We start from the raw sequence: 16,775 nt of genomic DNA, 5'->3' as shown, positions 1-16,775 counted from the left end.
CTATGAAAGCCAGCCAGATAAAAATGCCCACTGTTTCAGTCTGCTTTATGTCCCTGATGCGGTGGAACAGGTGAAACATGTGTTACACCTTTGTTTTATAAAGCATTTATATACACTGCACCGGTGGAACATCGCGGGTAACAAGGTGGAACAGCGGATTGGCTGGCGTTACATCTGTTCCACCTCACTATTTCAGAAGGTGGAACAGGTTCAGCCCTGTAAAATACGGTTGTTCCACCTGTTTCACCTGTTACCCTTAATAAATAAGACTCACGCAAAGTCTTAACCCGGCACCTCGCTGTTGAAGACATAGAGCCTGCGGGGATTCATCTCTGGCGGGCGAATGGTTGTCTGGAGTTTGCCATCAGTGGAGGGCAGCAGGTATCCACGATCTGCGCACAGACGCGCCACCTTGCGCGGGTCAAATCCCCTGCAGATTTCTTTCCAGCCGGACGGCATGACATAGAACGTAGTGACAGCTTCCGTGCCCTGCGCGGTACTGCCTTTCTCCACCCTGCGCCAGCCCACCATATTGCCGGGGCGGTTGCGCTCGTCATACCAGTCTGCAAAGCGGCTGTACTGATTCGCGGTAAAGAAACTGCGAACCTGCTCCAGTGCGGCGATATCTTCCTGATTGGCGGTGTGCCCGCGATCTTTCAGCCATGCGTTCAGGCAGACGCGGGTTGCCCGCAGTGCTTCACCCTCAGGCCAGCCGGTGATACCCAGACGGGTTGCCAGTTCACCTGCCATCGCCACCAGTGCAAAGCGGTTCACAGCCCGTCCCACCTGATTGCCTGCATCTTTCGGAGTCAGGGCGGCAGCATATTCCTTCATCAGCGATTTTGCCTGTGCCGTTAGTCCGTTAAGATCAGCGGTCAGTGCTTTCAGCCACTCCCGGAACGGCGAACCGTAGTAGCAGGACGTGGCCCATTCAAGATGCTCTGCCAGAGCCTTGCCGCTGTCGAAGCCGTGCAGCTCCTCAAAAACGCCAAACTTCCCGGAATCGCTGGGGATCTGGATCATCCTGACTTCCATCCCGGCAAAAGTACGCTCACCGGCCTTTGCCGCATGTTCGGTCAGAGACAATTCGCCAGTTGAAAAGAACAACAGGCGCCACTGCTTACGGGTACGCAGCTCACCGTCCGTACCGGCACGGCCCTTGCCCTGACCGTTTGCCAGCATGTAGGCGATATTGCCTGCCTCGCGTCCGTCAACTTCCCGGATCTCATCAAGCATCATGGCGGCATCGTTGCGGCGGCTGGCGCATCCCTCCAGCGCGTTGCCGGTGGCCCGCCATGTCTGCCAGTAGTCAGGCCCGCCGCAGACGGAGGTTGCCGCTTTCATGGTGGTAGTCTTACCGTCTGTCGATTCCCCTTTGAGGTGGTAGCCGCCGCCGTCCATACCCACCAGCCGTAACAGTGGTGCAGCAAAGGCCAGGCTGACAGCAAATGCCACGCGGGAGTTGCCGGTACAGTAGCGGGATACATGCTCCCGCCATTCCTCTGTTGTGCCCGACACGCGGAAATCACGCCCCTGCACGGAAGTGGTCTGGAGAATGACACCCTCTGCACCTTCACCGCTGACCTCATCCTGCAGGACGTAAACCTGACCATGCCAGCCAGTACGACTGACGCAGGTCACGCGGCGTTCCGGTTTACACAGTGAGATATATTCCATCAGGCGTGCGCGTGCCTCACCGGTGGTGCTGATATAAGACAGCCCGTTAACCAGCAGTACCCGGCGCAGTTCCTCACCACTGCCGCTCAGCATTTCCATCGGCATCGCCCAGCGGCGACACTCACCCCACGTATCTTCCCATTCCAGCAGTCGTCCGAAGTTACCGCCATCGGCATCGCAGGTGATTGCCGTCACACGCAGCGGGCTGCATATTTTGACGTTCTGGATCTCCGTCTCACCGTTGCGCTGTACCTGCTTTTCATACCAGAGATATTCCTGGGTAAGACGGAACCCGTGCGGCAGTTGCGTGCGGCCTTCCCCGCACAGTACCAGACCGTTGCGAAAGGCTTCACGGGCACGGGTAATACCATGCTCCCGATGAAAGTCATTCCAGTCAGCCTTAATCTCTCCTGGTGGCAGCGTCATCCAGCCGCCAACAGATTTTGCCGCCCGTTCAGCAAAGGCTCTGCCGGGATTCTCCCCCCCGTCCTGAAAATCGTTATCACCGGCGATGATAATTTTTACCTCAGGCCAGCGTGCCCGCAGCGACTGCGCCACATTGGGCAGATTGCCCGCAGATATGGCAGCCACTACGCATCCGGCAGTGAGCTGGCTTACCGTCAGCGCCGTAGCGTAACCTTCGGTAATCACCACCTGTACCGGTGGTTCAGACGGTAACGGGCTGAGCGACACAAACGCGCCTTTCATCGTGCTGCCGGGCAGTATGCTTTTTTCACCCGTCGGGGCGATAAGCTGTGCACCGGTCACGGCTCCGGTATTGGTCGTGAGTGGTAACAGCAGGGAACCGGCAGGAAAATCCTTACCGCTGATATGCTGCACGCTTCCGGTCAGAGAGGCCGGGTATCCGGCGAACCCTTTTCCTGTCAGATAGGCGCTTTCTCCCGTGTGGCTCTCTTTCATCAGCGCCGCCACGGTAAGACCCATGTCGCGTTTAGGGGCTTTTTGTCTGGCAGGCTTAACAGGCAGTTCCTGCACATCCGGCACATTAAGCATCTGCGCCACCTCCTGCGCAGCCTTTCTGACGCTGTAACCGGTTACGAGCTTAACCAGATCCAGACCGTCACCATTGCCACACTGGCTGCAGATCCACGTCCCGCGCCCGTCAAGGTCATCAAGGCGAAAACGATCCTTGCCCCCACATTTCGGGCAGGGACCGTGCCTGCCGTTTTCAGGTACATCAATACGCAGCATCTGCAGAATAACGGGCCATTTCCCCCGCGCGGCGGCTGAAATCTGCGTAACCGTCTGTATTGTCATACTTCCCCCTGATACAACGTCACACCGGTACTGCAGCAGACATCAAAGGCCGCCGGAAGCGTGCGGTACATCTCCGCCATTACTTCACAACCGCGCGCGGTCAGTACCGGCGGCGCGGTCAGCAGTGACGGCTCCAGCATGTCAGTCAGCAGTGCCAGCGCGGCAGCGGCGCCCTGTGCTTCGCCGTACTCGTTAATCAGTGCGCACTCGATATGCAGCGCAATGGCCATTTCAATACGCTCCACCGTCAGGCTGTGCGGACCATACTGATCATTGCCAGTTTCGTTCAGCATTTTCTGCCGCCATGCTGAAGCAATAGCCCACCGGTAAAGCGCGGTGGTCATTTCTGCCGGGAAAATGGAAACCTGCGGCTGGTTCATCTGGCACCTCCTTCAATCAGTGCGCAGCTGTGTGCAATATCCGTCAAATCTGCCCGCAGGTACTCCATCAGCGCGGCGACACCAGGCGCAAAGCCTGCGTCCAGTGCTCCGGCCTGAGACGGGTATTCAGAAAAGAGAAGCTGGAGCATGTCGCAGGCATTTCTTGCGCGGGTCAGCTTTCCGAAACCGTCCTCTGACAACCCATAGGCAAAAGCACCGGTATTGTGTTTTTCAGGCAAAGTCTGGCCCTGAGCACCGTTGTGCCCGTTTGAAATATTCATTGTGGATTACTCCGTTTTCAGCGGTGTTTTGTCAGAGAAACTTTGAATAGTGACCGTCATCAGGCTCAGCAGAACACCATATGCTACGCTCCCGCCAGCGGATAAATAGCACAGACGGATGCAGTGTCAGCGGGCCGGAACCACTACCGCCTGCAGGAGCTGGTGCAGGCTTAAAGAGCGGTACATCAAACAGGCGCGTATATCGCTGTTCAAACCATGCCAGAGGGCAGGAAGAAAGCTGGTTGTCGCTGTCATGACGTATCAGCACTTCACAGCTGAATTCAGGATTAACCAGCGCCACAGAGGGCGAGGCTTCTATTAATCGGATAATCGTGACCGTCCAGCCACGTTCATGCTGCCAGCGTTCGCCGGGATGCGGATAATTACGCATGTTCACCTCAGCAGGGAATGCGCCCGGCAAAGCTCAGTACATAGTCCGGGGCAAGTCTGCGCCGCGCTGATCGCTCGTTATCTGCGGTGATCCTTAACATTACCGGACGGGCATTACGTTGACTGCGGTTGATCGCCGCAAATAACCAGGTACACTTCTGTTTAGCCATCTTCGTTACCTCATATAACGTGCTGGTCAGACGCCTCGGTGGTGCTGCAAACACTCCGGGGCGTTGCTATTTTGTTTTTCTGTGTGTAATGTGTCATTACACATAAATACATTACAATGGGTGTAATTGACGTGTCAACACACAAAAATGAAAGACGTGGGAATCCGCCATTCCAGTTCCGACTTGACCCTGAACTGCGTGAACTGATGGAACAAGCACAACAGCAGGATGGCGATGAATCGCTAGCGGCTTGGATCAAGCGCATTCTACGCAAAGAGTTACAAAGCCGAGGTTTAGAACCAAAGAATTGATTAATACGTTGGGGAGGCTTTTTTCTCCCCAGCTTTGTTAATATTGTCATTACACTACTTCCTCCAATCCTGCTGATTGAGCTTTAACCCACTGCCTAATTTCTTGTGCATCGTAAACAGATACCCGTTTTGAAATGCGTATAGATTTGGGAAATTCAGGATTGTTCTTTTCCCAGCGCCAGAGAGTAACCGTACTTATTTGCAAAAAGTCAGCAGTAGCTCGTGGGCGGGCATGTCCAGTGATAGGATAAGTTTTTAATGTCATGAAATTACCTGCCGTGTTATGTAATGAACACGGCAGATACTATGGGGATATCAAAATGCTGTGAAGGTAGTGTAATCAACTCTACCTGTAGATTGTTTCAGTCTACCCCTTTTGTTTTAATCCCGCATGATTAACCGCTAATCGTAATTTTCTTAAGATTTCTTGTTCATTAGTGATAAATATTGGAGGTAGCTCTCCTAAATGTTTAATTATGGCGTTAGTCCACTTTTCAGGACTTATCTCTTTTCTTTCACCACGACATTCGCTTGGGTATTTTGCTAATATATATATGGCTGCATTTAATAACCCCCCCCTATTTTTTGCATGATGCTCAGCAGTGTTATTTAATCGCTTGGGGATTTTAGGTTCAGATGAAATTCTTTTCGTAAGTAAACTTGGCATAGGAATTCCAGTTTTTACTGATTTCCATATTAACTCTAAATCTCTTCGCATGATAAGAAGATCTTCAAATGGAATATCAATGACCTTATTTCCTTCATATGAGGCCGTTGCCATCAAAACATTATCTCGTATTTTTACCGGTTTAAGCCTGAATTCATAATCTGGATCTATAGCTAATCCATTTTTTATGTCACTTATCATATCATCGGCGTACCAAATACCACAGGCAAATCCTATAATTTGAAGCCCATTTTCAAAATGTTCAAAGGAGTCATCTTTAAGGTCATACCATATTGTTGAAAATTCCATCTCTAGTGATTGATTAGTTAATACGGGATGAATTAAGTCAATTTCCATTTTCTGATTTTTATAGAGGAAATTAACATTAAATCTAACTGCAAGTCCATCCGCCTTGAATGCGATATTAAAAGCGCCTATTTCGTATAGGTGTAATAAATCATCAATCTCGCATTCTAATAGTCTTGAAGCGCGTTCAAATGAACAATATTCTAATGGTGGTATTTTTTTGTCAATCCATAGATTTCCTAAGAATATAGTTTCATTCTCTTTTGAATGCTGCATTATGACCTCTGTTTTAAATTATAAGAAAATTTAATTGATAATGTTAATACCTGATAAGTCATAAGGAGCATGAAATTCGTCCTTATTTAGTTCCAGATAATTAGACCACCATTGCATCATTCTGCGGCGTTCCTGCATGTGCTGCGCAAGATGCACATATGCTGCCCGCACTTCGTTTCTTTCTTGGTGACTCATCTGCCGTTCAACTGCATCGCGTGACCAGAGTCCTGATTCGGTCAGTGCAGAGCAGGCCATCGCCCTGAACCCATGCAAGCAAACATCACTTTGAGTGTCGTAACCCATCGTTCGCAGTGCTTTATTAACTGTGTTTTCGCTCATCGGTTTATATGGGTTGCTGTCACCGGGGAAAACCAGCAGATATTCACCACTGATTTTCCTTATATCCTCCAGTACCCCGATAGCCTGACTAGATAGCGGGACATAATGAGCAGCCCCCATCTTTGCACCCCGCTCTGAGAATTTAACCCCTGCGATCTCTTCACGTTGTCCTGGTATCGTCCATAGCCCATTTTCAATGTCGATCTCCTCCCATCTGGCATGTCGTAGTTCGCTGGATCGCACAAAAGTGTGCAGGGAAAATAGAACTGCTAGGCGAGTCAATGGTCTTCCCGTGTAACTTCTCGTTTTCGCTAACAGTTCAGGTAAACGTTCGAGAGGTAGTGCGGGGCGATGTCGTACTTTGGGGGTCGTAATTGCACCTTTTAGATCGTGGGCAGGGTTGTAATCGACAATTCCACGTTGCACGGCATAACGGAAGATGCTCGTCATAGTGGTTTTTACCCGGCTCGTTGTGGCACCAATTCCTTTCTCAGTCATCTCAACCAGCATCGGCATCAAGTCACGGGTTTTGAGCGTATCGATAGGCTTTGAACCGATGGCAGGAAAGAGGTGGTTTTCCATTTCTCGGAGAATTTTTTTACGGGTGATCTCTTTCCACTCAGGATGCCCTATCGTTCTACTATGCCACTCTCTGGCAACACTCTCGAACGTGGGGGAAATTGGGTCTTCCTTTTTGGGTTTCTTTGCTTCGCGAGGATCACGACCATCGGCTAGTAGTTGCCTGGCTTCATCACGCCGTTTCCGCGCTGTTGCAAGTGAGACATCTGGGTAGACCCCTAATGCCAATGTCACTTGTTTTCCATCAAAACGATAATTCATACGCCAGTATTTTCCACCAGTCTTTCGTACCAGTAGATACAAACTCCCTCCATCGGTAAGTTTGTAATCATTGGTCTTCGGCTTGGCGTTTTCTATCTGTTTGGGGGAAAGCACATTAATGGCCATATCTGTACTCATTTTGGTAGATTGATGGTATCTGCATATCGAACTGGGGAATACCATCACTTATACCATCACGAGGTTGTAATGTCATGAAATTAACTGAAATGAAAATCAGGCCGATTCGGTGATAACTTACTGTTTTTTTAAGTGGTTATGTAATGAAGTGAAATGTAGAGAAAGGTCTTTAAAGTGTCCCCTGCAGGAATCGAACCTGCAATTAGCCCTTAGGAGGGGCTCGTTATATCCATTTAACTAAGAGGACAATGCGGCATGAGTATACCCGCTAATGGACTGCGGGGTAAGTACGCTGCCGCTCGATTGCTTAAACCCTCGCCATTTATGCTGGGTTTTTATCATTTTTCTTAATGTTTTCCGCACGTTCTGCTTTTTGGCGTGCTTCTGCTTTACGCTTGTTGCTCATGTCGTTACGAATCTGTGCATGACTCATTAACGCGAAGATAAAGGTGCCGCCGCAGATGTTCCCCGCTAAAGTAGGTAGTGCGAAGGGCCAGATGAAATCGCTCCAGTGCAGCGTGCCGTTAAACACCAGATAGAGGATTTCAACAGAACCGACAACGATGTGGGTGGTGTCACCCAGTGCAATAAGCCAGGTCATCAATATAATCACCACAATCTTTGCCGCACCCGCAGCAGGAAACATCCAAACCATAGTGGCGATCAGCCAGCCGGAAATGATCGCGTTGGCAAACATCTCGCTGGGGGTGTTCTTCATCACATCCATGCCGATTTTGACAAATGCATCGCGAGTTTCTTCATTGAAGATAGGCATATATTCAAATGCCCATGCAGCAATACCTGTCCCGAGAATATTACCCAGCAGCACGACGCCCCATAATCGCATAAGTAAGCCGACGTTGCTCATTGTCGGTTTTTGCATGACGGGTAGTACCGCAGTCACGGTGTTTTCGGTAAATAATTGCTGGCGGGCCATAATGACGATAATAAAACCAAAGGTATAACCGAGATTCTCCAGTAAGAAGCTGCCTGGCACTCCTTCCAGTTCGACATGAAATATCCCTTTTGCCAGTAGCGAAGCGCCCATCGACAGACCCGCCGCAATGGCTGACCACAGTAGCGCCATTGCGTCGCGTTCCAGCTCTTTTTCACCATCCTGGCGGATATGCTCATGAATTGCCATCGCCCGGGAGGGGAGTCGGTCTTCATCTATTTCTATTTTTTTGCCGCGCTCTTTTTCTTCGCTCTCAACTTCAATTTCGTCGCTGTGTTGATCAATTTTGTCGTTGTCCATGGTCTCTTCTCTTGAATTAGCACGTATAGCTAAAGCGTAGCGGCTTTTTTGCTCGCAACTGGCGGGAGTTACTCTGAAAATGTAGAAAAGGCTGCGTTTGCCTTTTTCTGTTTCTATAGAATCAAGTAGCCTACAGGGCGGCGATTACCAGGCTATGATCAAATCAGCAAATCAGGGCGTCTGGACATCAGTTGACGTGCTGTTACAATCGCCCACACCTAAACAGGCGGATACGGTATCGTTCCGTCATGGATGGCAAACTGCATAAGCCATAAAAAAAACAGGGAGACATTTATGAAGCTTCGCCTGTCGGCGCTTGCTCTGGGAACTACGCTTCTGGTGGGGTGTGCGAGTTCCGGTACAGATCAGCAAGGGCGTTCTGACCCGTTAGAAGGGTTCAACCGCACCATGTACAACTTCAACTTCAACGTATTAGACCCGTATATTGTTCGACCGGTCGCTGTCGCCTGGCGTGATTATGTTCCGCAACCGGCGCGTAATGGTTTGAGCAACTTTACTGGCAACCTTGAAGAACCTGCGGTGATGGTTAACTACTTCTTGCAGGGCGACCCTTATCAGGGGATGGTCCACTTTACCCGCTTTTTCCTGAACACCATTTTGGGGATGGGCGGTTTTATTGATGTTGCAGGGATGGCGAACCCGAAACTGCAACGGACTGAACCTCACCGCTTCGGTAGTACGCTTGGTCATTATGGCGCGGGTTATGGGCCTTACGTCCAGTTACCGTTCTACGGTAGCTTCACGCTGCGTGATGACGGTGGTGATATGGCGGATGGTCTTTACCCGGTTCTTTCCTGGCTGACCTGGCCGATGTCTGTGGGTAAATGGACGCTTGAAGGGATAGAAACTCGTGCGCAGTTGTTGGATTCCGATGGTCTGCTGCGTCAGTCGTCCGATCCTTATATTATGGTGCGCGAAGCGTACTTCCAGCGTCATGATTTCATCGCTAATGGCGGCGAACTCAAACCGCAGGAAAATCCGAACGCGCAAGCGATTCAGGATGATTTAAAAGATATCGATTCTGAATAAGAAACAAATAAAAAAGGTGAGTCGCAATACTCACCTTTTTTGTTGTTATCCCTCAATTACCACAAGTAAAAGGAGATAAACCGACAATGACCCGGACGTAATGATGTAAAAATACTGATGTTCGTCACTGACTATTTCCGATATTCAGGAGTTGAAAAATCAAAAAACTGGAAAAATAATTTTAAATATCATCAAAATTAACACCTGGCGCAGATAGTTGATTAATTTCATTTTGATATTCCGTCTGGCGATTTTGAAGCCTTTTTTCAACTTTATCTTCGAGATCCTTAAAGTCTTTGTATTTATTTTCAGGATGGTCAACGTCAACTTTGTTAGCGAATAAAGTAGAAATTATTTCTTTTACATTATCGCGTCTAAATTTTGCATCGTCCACTTGAAAATTATATCTTATTGCTCGACCTAAACGTTTAAAAACTTCGTTAGGTTCTCTCAGTCTTTCCCCGTTGAGCTCGTTTACAACCTGATGATCGGAACCTGTTGCAAATGATTCTGCCATGATAGCTTTACTGCTTTCAAACCACGCTGAAGCATTCCTGGCTTTTTCACTACAATATTGGGTGAGACTATCACCATTAATACGAATTCCTCTTTGAATGTGGTAGTCGTCCTGATCGTAGTAACCGAGAGATAAGTAATCATTTCCGTTTTTATTTTTAATTACAATAGCGAGAGAGTCGCCTTTTTTATCTTTACCGTACCAGGTAAATAAGTCCGTTGGTTCGCTATTCCCGCTCTCATCAAATTCCGTTACCGTATGTCTGAGTTTGTGTGATATCTTATCGAAGATAAAACTAGGATCTCCATCATATATTTCTTTTAATGCGCTGAAGATCATTTCCTTATTATTGATATCATGAGTCTTCTCAACTATGTTGTCATTAATGATAGTACGGACGAGTTCTTTGTCTTTATAGTTCGCAGGTAATTCTATTGGTTCTTGGTTGTCGATACCAATATTAATATGGTCTGTATCATTGGAGCCAATATCAATATAAGTAACTGAGGAATTATTAATATTAAATCTATAAGGATCGTCGTTTACTCGTATGGCGTTTTTTATAAGCTCAAGTAGATGTTTAATACAGGTGCTTATTCCTTCCTTACCATTAAAAAGGTTTTTGAACTCTTGTACTAATCCATTAATTTCATCATTGTTATTTTCATTAATGGATTCTGGGTAAGTTGCGCTGGTATTGTTGATTGAAATAGATGGTAGCATGATTTTATTCCATTTTGATTGATTTGTTACAAATATATATTACCTAATGAAATAGACTATCAAAAAACGCTCATTTATTTAGAACCTATCTTTAATTTGAGTGTATGAGCGCACAATAGCCAGGGGGGGGAGTATCCTGGAAATGCAGAAAAGTAAACTCTTTGAGAAGGACGAGCAGAACGCCTGAAAATATGCCTTTCCCTTCAGGTTTGTCTGTGGATACCGCTTATTGATTTGAAAGGGCAAGCTGCCAACAGGCTGTTTGCAAAACTCAGGAGGTAAGCAATGAGGACACTACTTTCGGTGAAGTGGGGGAGTTAAAGTCACCTGCTATGCAGGTGACTTTATCCAGGCGAACGCGTTATCAGAACGCGTAGTTAAAGTTAGTACCGAACAGCCAGGCTTTACCTTCAGACTCGAACTGGTATGGGCCTTCGTTAATTTTCACGCTCTGACCGTGCATATAAGAAACACCAATGTCGACTGAAGCATCTTTATTAAATGCGTAAGTCGTACCTGCACTCAGCCAGAAACGGTCCTGGTCCGGAATGGAGATAGAACGATTCTGAGCCGGAACTGGGCTGTCATCAAAGGCGATACCGGTACGGAAGGTCCAGTTATCATCGTAGTAATAAGTGGTACCCAACGCGATGCGGTAAGCATCTTTAAAGCCTTCATGTTTCTGGAACAGCGTGTCGCCACTGGTTGAGGTCGCTTTCAGCTGCTGGAACTGACTCCAGCTGGTGTAAGCCAGGCTATAGTGAATCGCCCACTGTGGATCAACACGGTTATAACCTGACACTTCCCACATTTCAGGCAGGTTCAGCGTCAGATAACCCGATTGCGTTGCGCCACCTGTCGCGGTAGGAATTGGCAAACCGTAGTTATTAAACGCACGATTAAGATCGCTGCTGTAGTTACCTTTGAAGTCAATTTTCACTTCAGAACGGTAGGTCAGTGCATAGCGGTTATTTTTATCCAGTTCATACAGGATTCCGGCGTTCCAGCCAAAGCCCCACTGGTTACCGTTCAGATGAGCGATTTTGGTATTACTGTCGATACCGTTGGCGGTAGCTGCCAATGCTTGCCCTTGAGGAGTTTGCCCGGCAGGAGATTGCATAATCTGACCAGCAACCAACTGCCCCAGATCGCCTGCGAAACGTTCAATTTTCGCGCGAGCGTAGACGGCGTTGAAACCAAGACCAAAGCTCCATGCATTATTTAAGCGATACGCACCGCTTAAGTTCAGGTTCATGGTTTCAAGGTCAGTTGTACCCCCGACAGAGCCGCCTGCATAAGTATCATTAAACTCTGTTGCCAGACCATAGTTAGAGGTAATAGAAGCGCCCCAACCAAATTGGTCGTTAATCGGTGCAACAAAGTGCATGTTCGGAACCCATGCCGTAGGCGCGATGTTATCGGCTTTCAGGCTACGACCAGACGGAGACGTTCCGCTGATATTCACATCCGGGTCAATATAAACCGCACCCGCAGAAAATGTCGGGCGGTCAAACATGGTAATCAATGCGGGGTTACGGCTAACGTTACCTGCATCATCGGCAATTGCGCCTTCCCCTGAATAAGCCCGGCCCAGGCCAGAGGAAGAAAATTCGTTTAACTGAAAGCCTGCCGACCAGGCCTGGGTGGAGATAAGTGCCACTGCGACTGCGAGAGCAGACTTTGTAAACAGGGTTTTCTGGCTCATGACCATAACCTCAATGATTTATTTTTATACAAACTATGTTACGTGCTGTAACAGGAGCGCGAAGTGTAGGGTCTGAGGTACATCTTAGAAATCAGACCAGTGGCGAGAGTATAGGTCGGACCAGCTGGAATGTTGCAAGTATGTTTCCATCTTTTTTCAAATATGATCTAAGAAACGCGATCCAGCTGGCAAAATTTGGAGGTTGCGCACTCGCGGATTCGGGTGAATTTTGTTTTAGATCATTTTTAAGTGTGATTTCGGTCACTTATCCGATTTTGCAGAATTAACAACTGGAGCAGCACTTTCCGGAAGCGTAAAATATCCACAACGTTTATCTGGCACCTTGGGTGCACATACAGAGGAAATCAACGATGAGTAAATGTAGTGCTGATGAAACCCCGGTTTGCTGCTGTATGGATGTTGGCACCATTATGGACAACTCCGACTGCACCGCGTCTTACAGCCGCGTGTTTGCAAGCCGCGCAGAAGCAGAACAAACGCTGGCGGCGCTGACTGAAAAAGCCCGTAGCGTGGAATCCGAACCGTGTAAAATCACCCCGACTTTCACTGAAGAGTCTGACGGTGTGCGCCTGGATATCGATTTCACTTTTGCCTGCGAAGCTGAAATGCTGATCTTCCAGCTGGGTCTGCGTTAATTCCTCTCGGGTACGTACGCCCCTGTCAGTTGCTGGCAGGGGCGTTTTCTTTTCTTTCTCCTGTCTTCACTGTGTCATAGCTCCCACTTTCCTTTTTCTCCGCTTGGCTAAATGTAAAAAAATGGTTAAGACTATAATCAGGTCAGACCACTTTATTTATTTTTTTACAGGGGAGTGTTATGGGTCAGGTTTTACCGCTGGTTACCCGCCAGGGCGATCGTATCGCCATTGTTAGCGGTTTACGTACGCCTTTTGCCCGCCAGGCGACGGCTTTTCATGGCATTCCCGCGGTTGATTTAGGGAAGATGGTGGTAGGCGAACTGCTGGCACGCAGCGAGATCCCCGCTGAAGTGATTGAACAGCTGGTCTTTGGTCAGGTCGTACAAATGCCTGAAGCCCCCAACATTGCGCGTGAAATTGTTCTCGGTACCGGAATGAATGTGCATACCGATGCTTACAGCGTCAGCCGCGCTTGCGCTACCAGTTTCCAGGCGGTTGCAAACGTCGCAGAAAGCCTGATGGCGGGAACTATCCGAGCGGGGATTGCCGGTGGGGCAGATTCCTCTTCCGTATTGCCAATTGGCGTCAGTAAAAAACTGGCGCGCGTGCTGGTTGATGTCAACAAAGCTCGAACCATGAGCCAGCGACTGAAACTCTTCTCTCGCCTGCGTTTGCGCGACTTAATGCCCGTACCGCCTGCGGTAGCAGAATATTCTACTGGCTTGCGGATGGGCGACACCGCCGAACAAATGGCGAAAACCTACGGCATCACCCGAGAACAGCAAGATGCATTAGCGCACCGTTCGCATCAGCGTGCCGCTCAGGCATGGTCAGACGGAAAACTCAAAGAAGAGGTGATGACTGCCTTTATCCCTCCTTATAAACAACCGCTTGTCGAAGACAACAATATTCGCGGTAATTCCTCGCTTGCCGATTACGCAAAGCTGCGCCCGGCGTTTGATCGCAAACACGGAACGGTAACGGCGGCAAACAGTACGCCGCTGACCGATGGCGCGGCAGCGGTGATCCTGATGACTGAATCCCGGGCGAAAGAATTAGGGCTGGTGCCGCTGGGGTATCTGCGCAGCTACGCATTTACTGCGATTGATGTCTGGCAGGACATGTTGCTCGGTCCGGCCTGGTCAACACCGCTGGCGCTGGAACGTGCCGGTTTGACAATGAGCGATCTGACATTGATCGATATGCACGAAGCCTTTGCAGCTCAGACACTGGCGAATATTCAGTTGCTGGGTAGTGAACGTTTTGCTCGTGAAGTACTGGGGCGTGCACATGCCACTGGCGAAGTGGACGATAGCAAATTTAACGTGCTTGGCGGTTCGATTGCTTACGGACATCCCTTCGCGGCGACCGGCGCACGGATGATTACCCAGACATTGCATGAACTTCGCCGTCGCGGCGGTGGATTTGGTTTAGTTACCGCCTGTGCTGCCGGTGGGCTTGGCGCGGCAATGGTTCTGGAGGCGGAATAATGGAAATGACATCAGCGTTTACCCTTAATGTTCGTCTGGACAACATTGCCGTTATCACCATCGACGTACCGGGTGAGAAAATGAATACCCTGAAGGCGGAGTTTGCCTCGCAGGTGCGCGCCATTATTAAGCAACTCCGTGAAAACAAAGAGTTGCGAGGCGTGGTGTTTGTCTCCGCTAAACCGGACAACTTCATTGCTGGCGCAGACATCAACATGATCGGCAACTGCAAAACGGCGCAAGAAGCGGAAGCACTGGCGCGGCAGGGCCAACAGTTGATGGCGGAGATTCATGCTTTGCCCATTCCGGTTATCGCGGCTATTCATGGCGCTTGCCTGGGTGGTGGGCTGGAGTTGGCGCTGGCGTGCCACGGTCGCGTTTGTACTGACGATCCTAAAACGGTGCTCGGTTTGCCTGAAGTACAACTTGGATTGTTACCCGGTTCAGGCGGCACCCAGCGTTTACCGCGTCTGATAGGCGTCAGCACAGCATTAGAGATGATCCTCACCGGAAAACAACTTCGGGCGAAACAGGCATTAAAGCTGGGGCTGGTGGATGACGTTGTTCCGCACTCCATTTTGCTGGAAGTCGCTGTTGAGCTGGCGAAGAAGGATCGCCCATCTTCCCGCCCTCTACCTGTACGCGAGCGTATTCTGGCGGGGCCGTTAGGTCGTGCGCTGCTGTTCAAAATGGTCGGTAAGAAAACAGAACACAAAACTCAAGGCAATTATCCGGCGACAGAACGCATCCTGGAGGTTGTTGAAACGGGATTAGCGCAGGGCACCAGCAGCGGTTATGACGCCGAAGCTCGGGCGTTTGGCGAACTGGCGATGACGCCACAATCGCAGGCGCTGCGTAGTATCTTTTTTGCCAGTACGGAAGTGAAGAAAGATCCCGGTAGTGATGCACCGCCTGCGCCATTAAACAGCGTGGGAATTTTAGGTGGTGGCTTGATGGGCGGCGGTATTGCTTATGTCACTGCTTGTAAAGCGGGGCTTCCGGTCAGAATTAAAGATATCAACCCGCAGGGCATAAATCATGCGCTGAAGTACAGTTGGGATCAGCTGGAGGGCAAAGTTCGCCGTCGTCATCTCAAAGCCAGCGAACGTGACAAACAGCTGGCATTAATCTCCGGAACGACGGACTATCGCGGCTTTGCCCATCGCGATCTGATTATTGAAGCGGTGTTTGAAAATCTCGAATTAAAACAACAGATGGTGGCGGAAGTGGAGCAAAATTGCGCCGCTCATACCATCTTTGCTTCGAATACGTCATCTTTGCCGATTGGTGATATCGCCGCTCACGCCACGCGACCTGAGCAAGTTATCGGCCTGCATTTCTTCAGTCCGGTGGAAAAAATGCCGCTGGTGGAGATTATTCCTCATGCGGGTACATCAGCGCAAACCATCGCCACTACGGTAAAACTGGCGAAAAAACAGGGCAAAACGCCCATTGTCGTGCGTGACAAAGCCGGGTTTTACGTCAATCGCATCTTAGCGCCTTACATTAATGAAGCTATCCGCATGCTGACCGAAGGTGAACGGGTAGAGCACATTGATGCCGCGCTAGTGAAATTTGGTTTTCCGGTAGGTCCAATCCAACTTTTGGATGAGGTAGGAATCGACACCGGGACTAAAATTATTCCTGTACTGGAAGCCGCTTATGGAGAACGTTTTAGCGCGCCTGCAAATGTTGTTTCTTCAATTTTGAACGACGATCGCAAAGGCAGAAAAAATGGTCGGGGTTTCTATCTTTATGGTCAGAAAGGGCGTAAAAGCAAAAAACAGGTCGATCCCGCCATTTACCCGCTCATTGGCGCACAAGGGCAGGGGCGACTCTCCGCACCGCAGGTTGCTGAACGGTGTGTGATGTTGATGCTGAATGAAGCAGTACGTTGTGTTGATGAGCAGGTTATCCGTAGCGTGCGTGACGGGGATATTGGTGCGGTATTTGGCATTGGTTTTCCGCCATTTCTCGGTGGACCGTTCCGCTATATCGATTCTCTCGGCGCGGGCGAAGTGGTTGCAATAATGCAACGACTTGCCACGCAGTATGGTTCCCGTTTTACCCCTTGCGAGCGTTTGGTCGAGATGGGCGCGCGTGGGGAAAGTTTTTGGAAAACAACTGCAACTGACCTGCAATAAGAAGGTCAAAGCTATATGAATCCGCGCTGAATGGCGGAGTGTTGGTCAAAATGTAAACGCATATTGACTATACTTACGCCATTGAGGTAAAAAACAGCGTTTCATTCGGTGAATGGATAAGGCACAATGCCGGCCACCGTTTTCTTTCTCTGGTTTCAGATGAAAGAAAACGGGCGAATCTG

16 protein-coding genes and 1 tRNA gene are annotated in these 16,775 nt (G+C 49.3%); 5 read left to right on the top strand and 12 right to left on the bottom strand.

Annotated elements, in window-relative coordinates; translation table 11 throughout:
- Positions 1 to 282: 282 nt before the first annotated feature.
- Genes FTE26_RS17830 through FTE26_RS17810 form a run of 5 tightly spaced genes read right to left on the bottom strand, consistent with a single transcriptional unit; the run spans position 283 to position 4,176 of the window.
- Positions 283 to 2,955: a TOPRIM and DUF927 domain-containing protein gene (locus FTE26_RS17830; RefSeq protein ID WP_000155330.1), complete on the bottom strand. Its 2,673-nt coding sequence runs from the start codon at positions 2,953 to 2,955 to the stop codon at positions 283 to 285.
- Positions 2,952 to 3,335, bottom strand: coding sequence for a DUF5375 family protein (locus tag FTE26_RS17825; protein WP_001075585.1), 384 nt, complete (start codon positions 3,333 to 3,335; stop codon positions 2,952 to 2,954). Before FTE26_RS17825 ends, FTE26_RS17830 begins: the two co-directional genes overlap by 4 nt.
- A complete protein-coding gene (locus FTE26_RS17820) occupies positions 3,332 to 3,616 on the bottom strand; it encodes a hypothetical protein (protein ID WP_001027159.1) in 285 nt (94 codons plus the stop codon). The genes FTE26_RS17825 and FTE26_RS17820 overlap by 4 nt, the downstream gene beginning before the upstream one ends.
- A 31-nt stretch (positions 3,617 to 3,647) precedes the next feature.
- A complete protein-coding gene (locus FTE26_RS17815; protein ID WP_001246995.1) occupies positions 3,648 to 4,007 on the bottom strand; it encodes a hypothetical protein in 360 nt (119 codons plus the stop codon).
- 7 nt (positions 4,008 to 4,014) lie between these two features.
- Positions 4,015 to 4,176: a host cell division inhibitor Icd-like protein gene (locus FTE26_RS17810; protein WP_085674469.1), complete on the bottom strand. Its 162-nt coding sequence runs from the start codon at positions 4,174 to 4,176 to the stop codon at positions 4,015 to 4,017.
- A gap of 116 nt (positions 4,177 to 4,292) precedes the next feature.
- On the opposite strand from FTE26_RS17810, the gene FTE26_RS17805 reads away from it, so the two are divergent.
- Positions 4,293 to 4,487, top strand: a complete 195-nt coding sequence (locus FTE26_RS17805) for a hypothetical protein (RefSeq protein ID WP_000538173.1) — start codon at positions 4,293 to 4,295, stop codon at positions 4,485 to 4,487.
- A 49-nt stretch (positions 4,488 to 4,536) separates the two neighbouring features.
- Here the strand turns inward: FTE26_RS17805 and FTE26_RS17800 are convergent, their stop codons facing one another.
- The 5 genes from FTE26_RS17800 to FTE26_RS17780 form a co-directional block, all read right to left on the bottom strand.
- Entirely contained in the window at positions 4,537 to 4,752 is a 216-nt protein-coding gene (locus FTE26_RS17800; protein WP_000173141.1) for a helix-turn-helix transcriptional regulator, read from the bottom strand.
- Positions 4,753 to 4,854: 102 nt separating this feature from the next.
- Positions 4,855 to 5,736 (bottom strand): hypothetical protein, encoded by an 882-nt coding sequence (locus FTE26_RS17795; protein WP_001164795.1) that lies wholly within the window; start codon positions 5,734 to 5,736, stop codon positions 4,855 to 4,857.
- Positions 5,737 to 5,766: 30 nt separating this feature from the next.
- The gene (locus FTE26_RS17790; RefSeq protein ID WP_024198532.1) at positions 5,767 to 7,041 is read right to left on the bottom strand and encodes a tyrosine-type recombinase/integrase; all 1,275 of its coding nucleotides are present in this window, start codon (positions 7,039 to 7,041) and stop codon (positions 5,767 to 5,769) included.
- A gap of 187 nt (positions 7,042 to 7,228) precedes the next feature.
- Positions 7,229 to 7,300 (bottom strand) — tRNA-Arg (locus tag FTE26_RS17785).
- A 75-nt stretch (positions 7,301 to 7,375) separates the two neighbouring features.
- Positions 7,376 to 8,308 (bottom strand): formate/nitrite transporter family protein, encoded by a 933-nt coding sequence (locus FTE26_RS17780; RefSeq protein WP_000368131.1) that lies wholly within the window; start codon positions 8,306 to 8,308, stop codon positions 7,376 to 7,378.
- 294 nt (positions 8,309 to 8,602) lie between these two features.
- Here FTE26_RS17780 and mlaA point away from each other — a divergent pair, with 294 nt between their 5' ends.
- The gene (mlaA, locus tag FTE26_RS17775; protein WP_000776761.1) at positions 8,603 to 9,358 is read left to right on the top strand and encodes a phospholipid-binding lipoprotein MlaA; all 756 of its coding nucleotides are present in this window, start codon (positions 8,603 to 8,605) and stop codon (positions 9,356 to 9,358) included.
- A 181-nt stretch (positions 9,359 to 9,539) separates the two neighbouring features.
- Here mlaA and yfdF read toward each other — a convergent pair whose 3' ends face one another.
- Positions 9,540 to 10,598: a protein YfdF gene (gene yfdF, locus FTE26_RS17770; protein ID WP_000937814.1), complete on the bottom strand. Its 1,059-nt coding sequence runs from the start codon at positions 10,596 to 10,598 to the stop codon at positions 9,540 to 9,542.
- 364 nt (positions 10,599 to 10,962) lie between these two features.
- Positions 10,963 to 12,303 (bottom strand): long-chain fatty acid transporter FadL, encoded by a 1,341-nt coding sequence (gene fadL / locus FTE26_RS17765; protein WP_024198531.1) that lies wholly within the window; start codon positions 12,301 to 12,303, stop codon positions 10,963 to 10,965.
- Positions 12,304 to 12,674: 371 nt separating this feature from the next.
- Here fadL and FTE26_RS17760 point away from each other — a divergent pair, with 371 nt between their 5' ends.
- From FTE26_RS17760 to fadJ, 3 genes are all read left to right on the top strand, one after another.
- Positions 12,675 to 12,959 carry a YfcZ/YiiS family protein gene (locus tag FTE26_RS17760; protein WP_001296869.1) on the top strand — a complete coding sequence of 95 codons (285 nt, stop codon included), beginning with the start codon at positions 12,675 to 12,677 and terminating at the stop codon, positions 12,957 to 12,959.
- Positions 12,960 to 13,138: 179 nt separating this feature from the next.
- The gene (gene fadI, locus FTE26_RS17755; protein WP_000531954.1) at positions 13,139 to 14,449 is read left to right on the top strand and encodes an acetyl-CoA C-acyltransferase FadI; all 1,311 of its coding nucleotides are present in this window, start codon (positions 13,139 to 13,141) and stop codon (positions 14,447 to 14,449) included.
- On the top strand, positions 14,449 to 16,593 hold the full coding sequence (gene fadJ, locus FTE26_RS17750; protein WP_000426169.1) for a fatty acid oxidation complex subunit alpha FadJ: 2,145 nt from the start codon (positions 14,449 to 14,451) through the stop codon (positions 16,591 to 16,593). The genes fadI and fadJ overlap by 1 nt, the downstream gene beginning before the upstream one ends.
- The last annotated feature ends 182 nt before the right edge of the window (positions 16,594 to 16,775 follow it).

The sequence above is a fragment of the Escherichia sp. S10b genome (assembly GCF_028421345.1).
GTDB lineage: Bacteria > Pseudomonadota > Gammaproteobacteria > Enterobacterales > Enterobacteriaceae > ECMA0423.
Note: the sequence above shows the minus strand (reverse complement) of the source record. Positions and strands in the feature narration are given on the sequence as shown.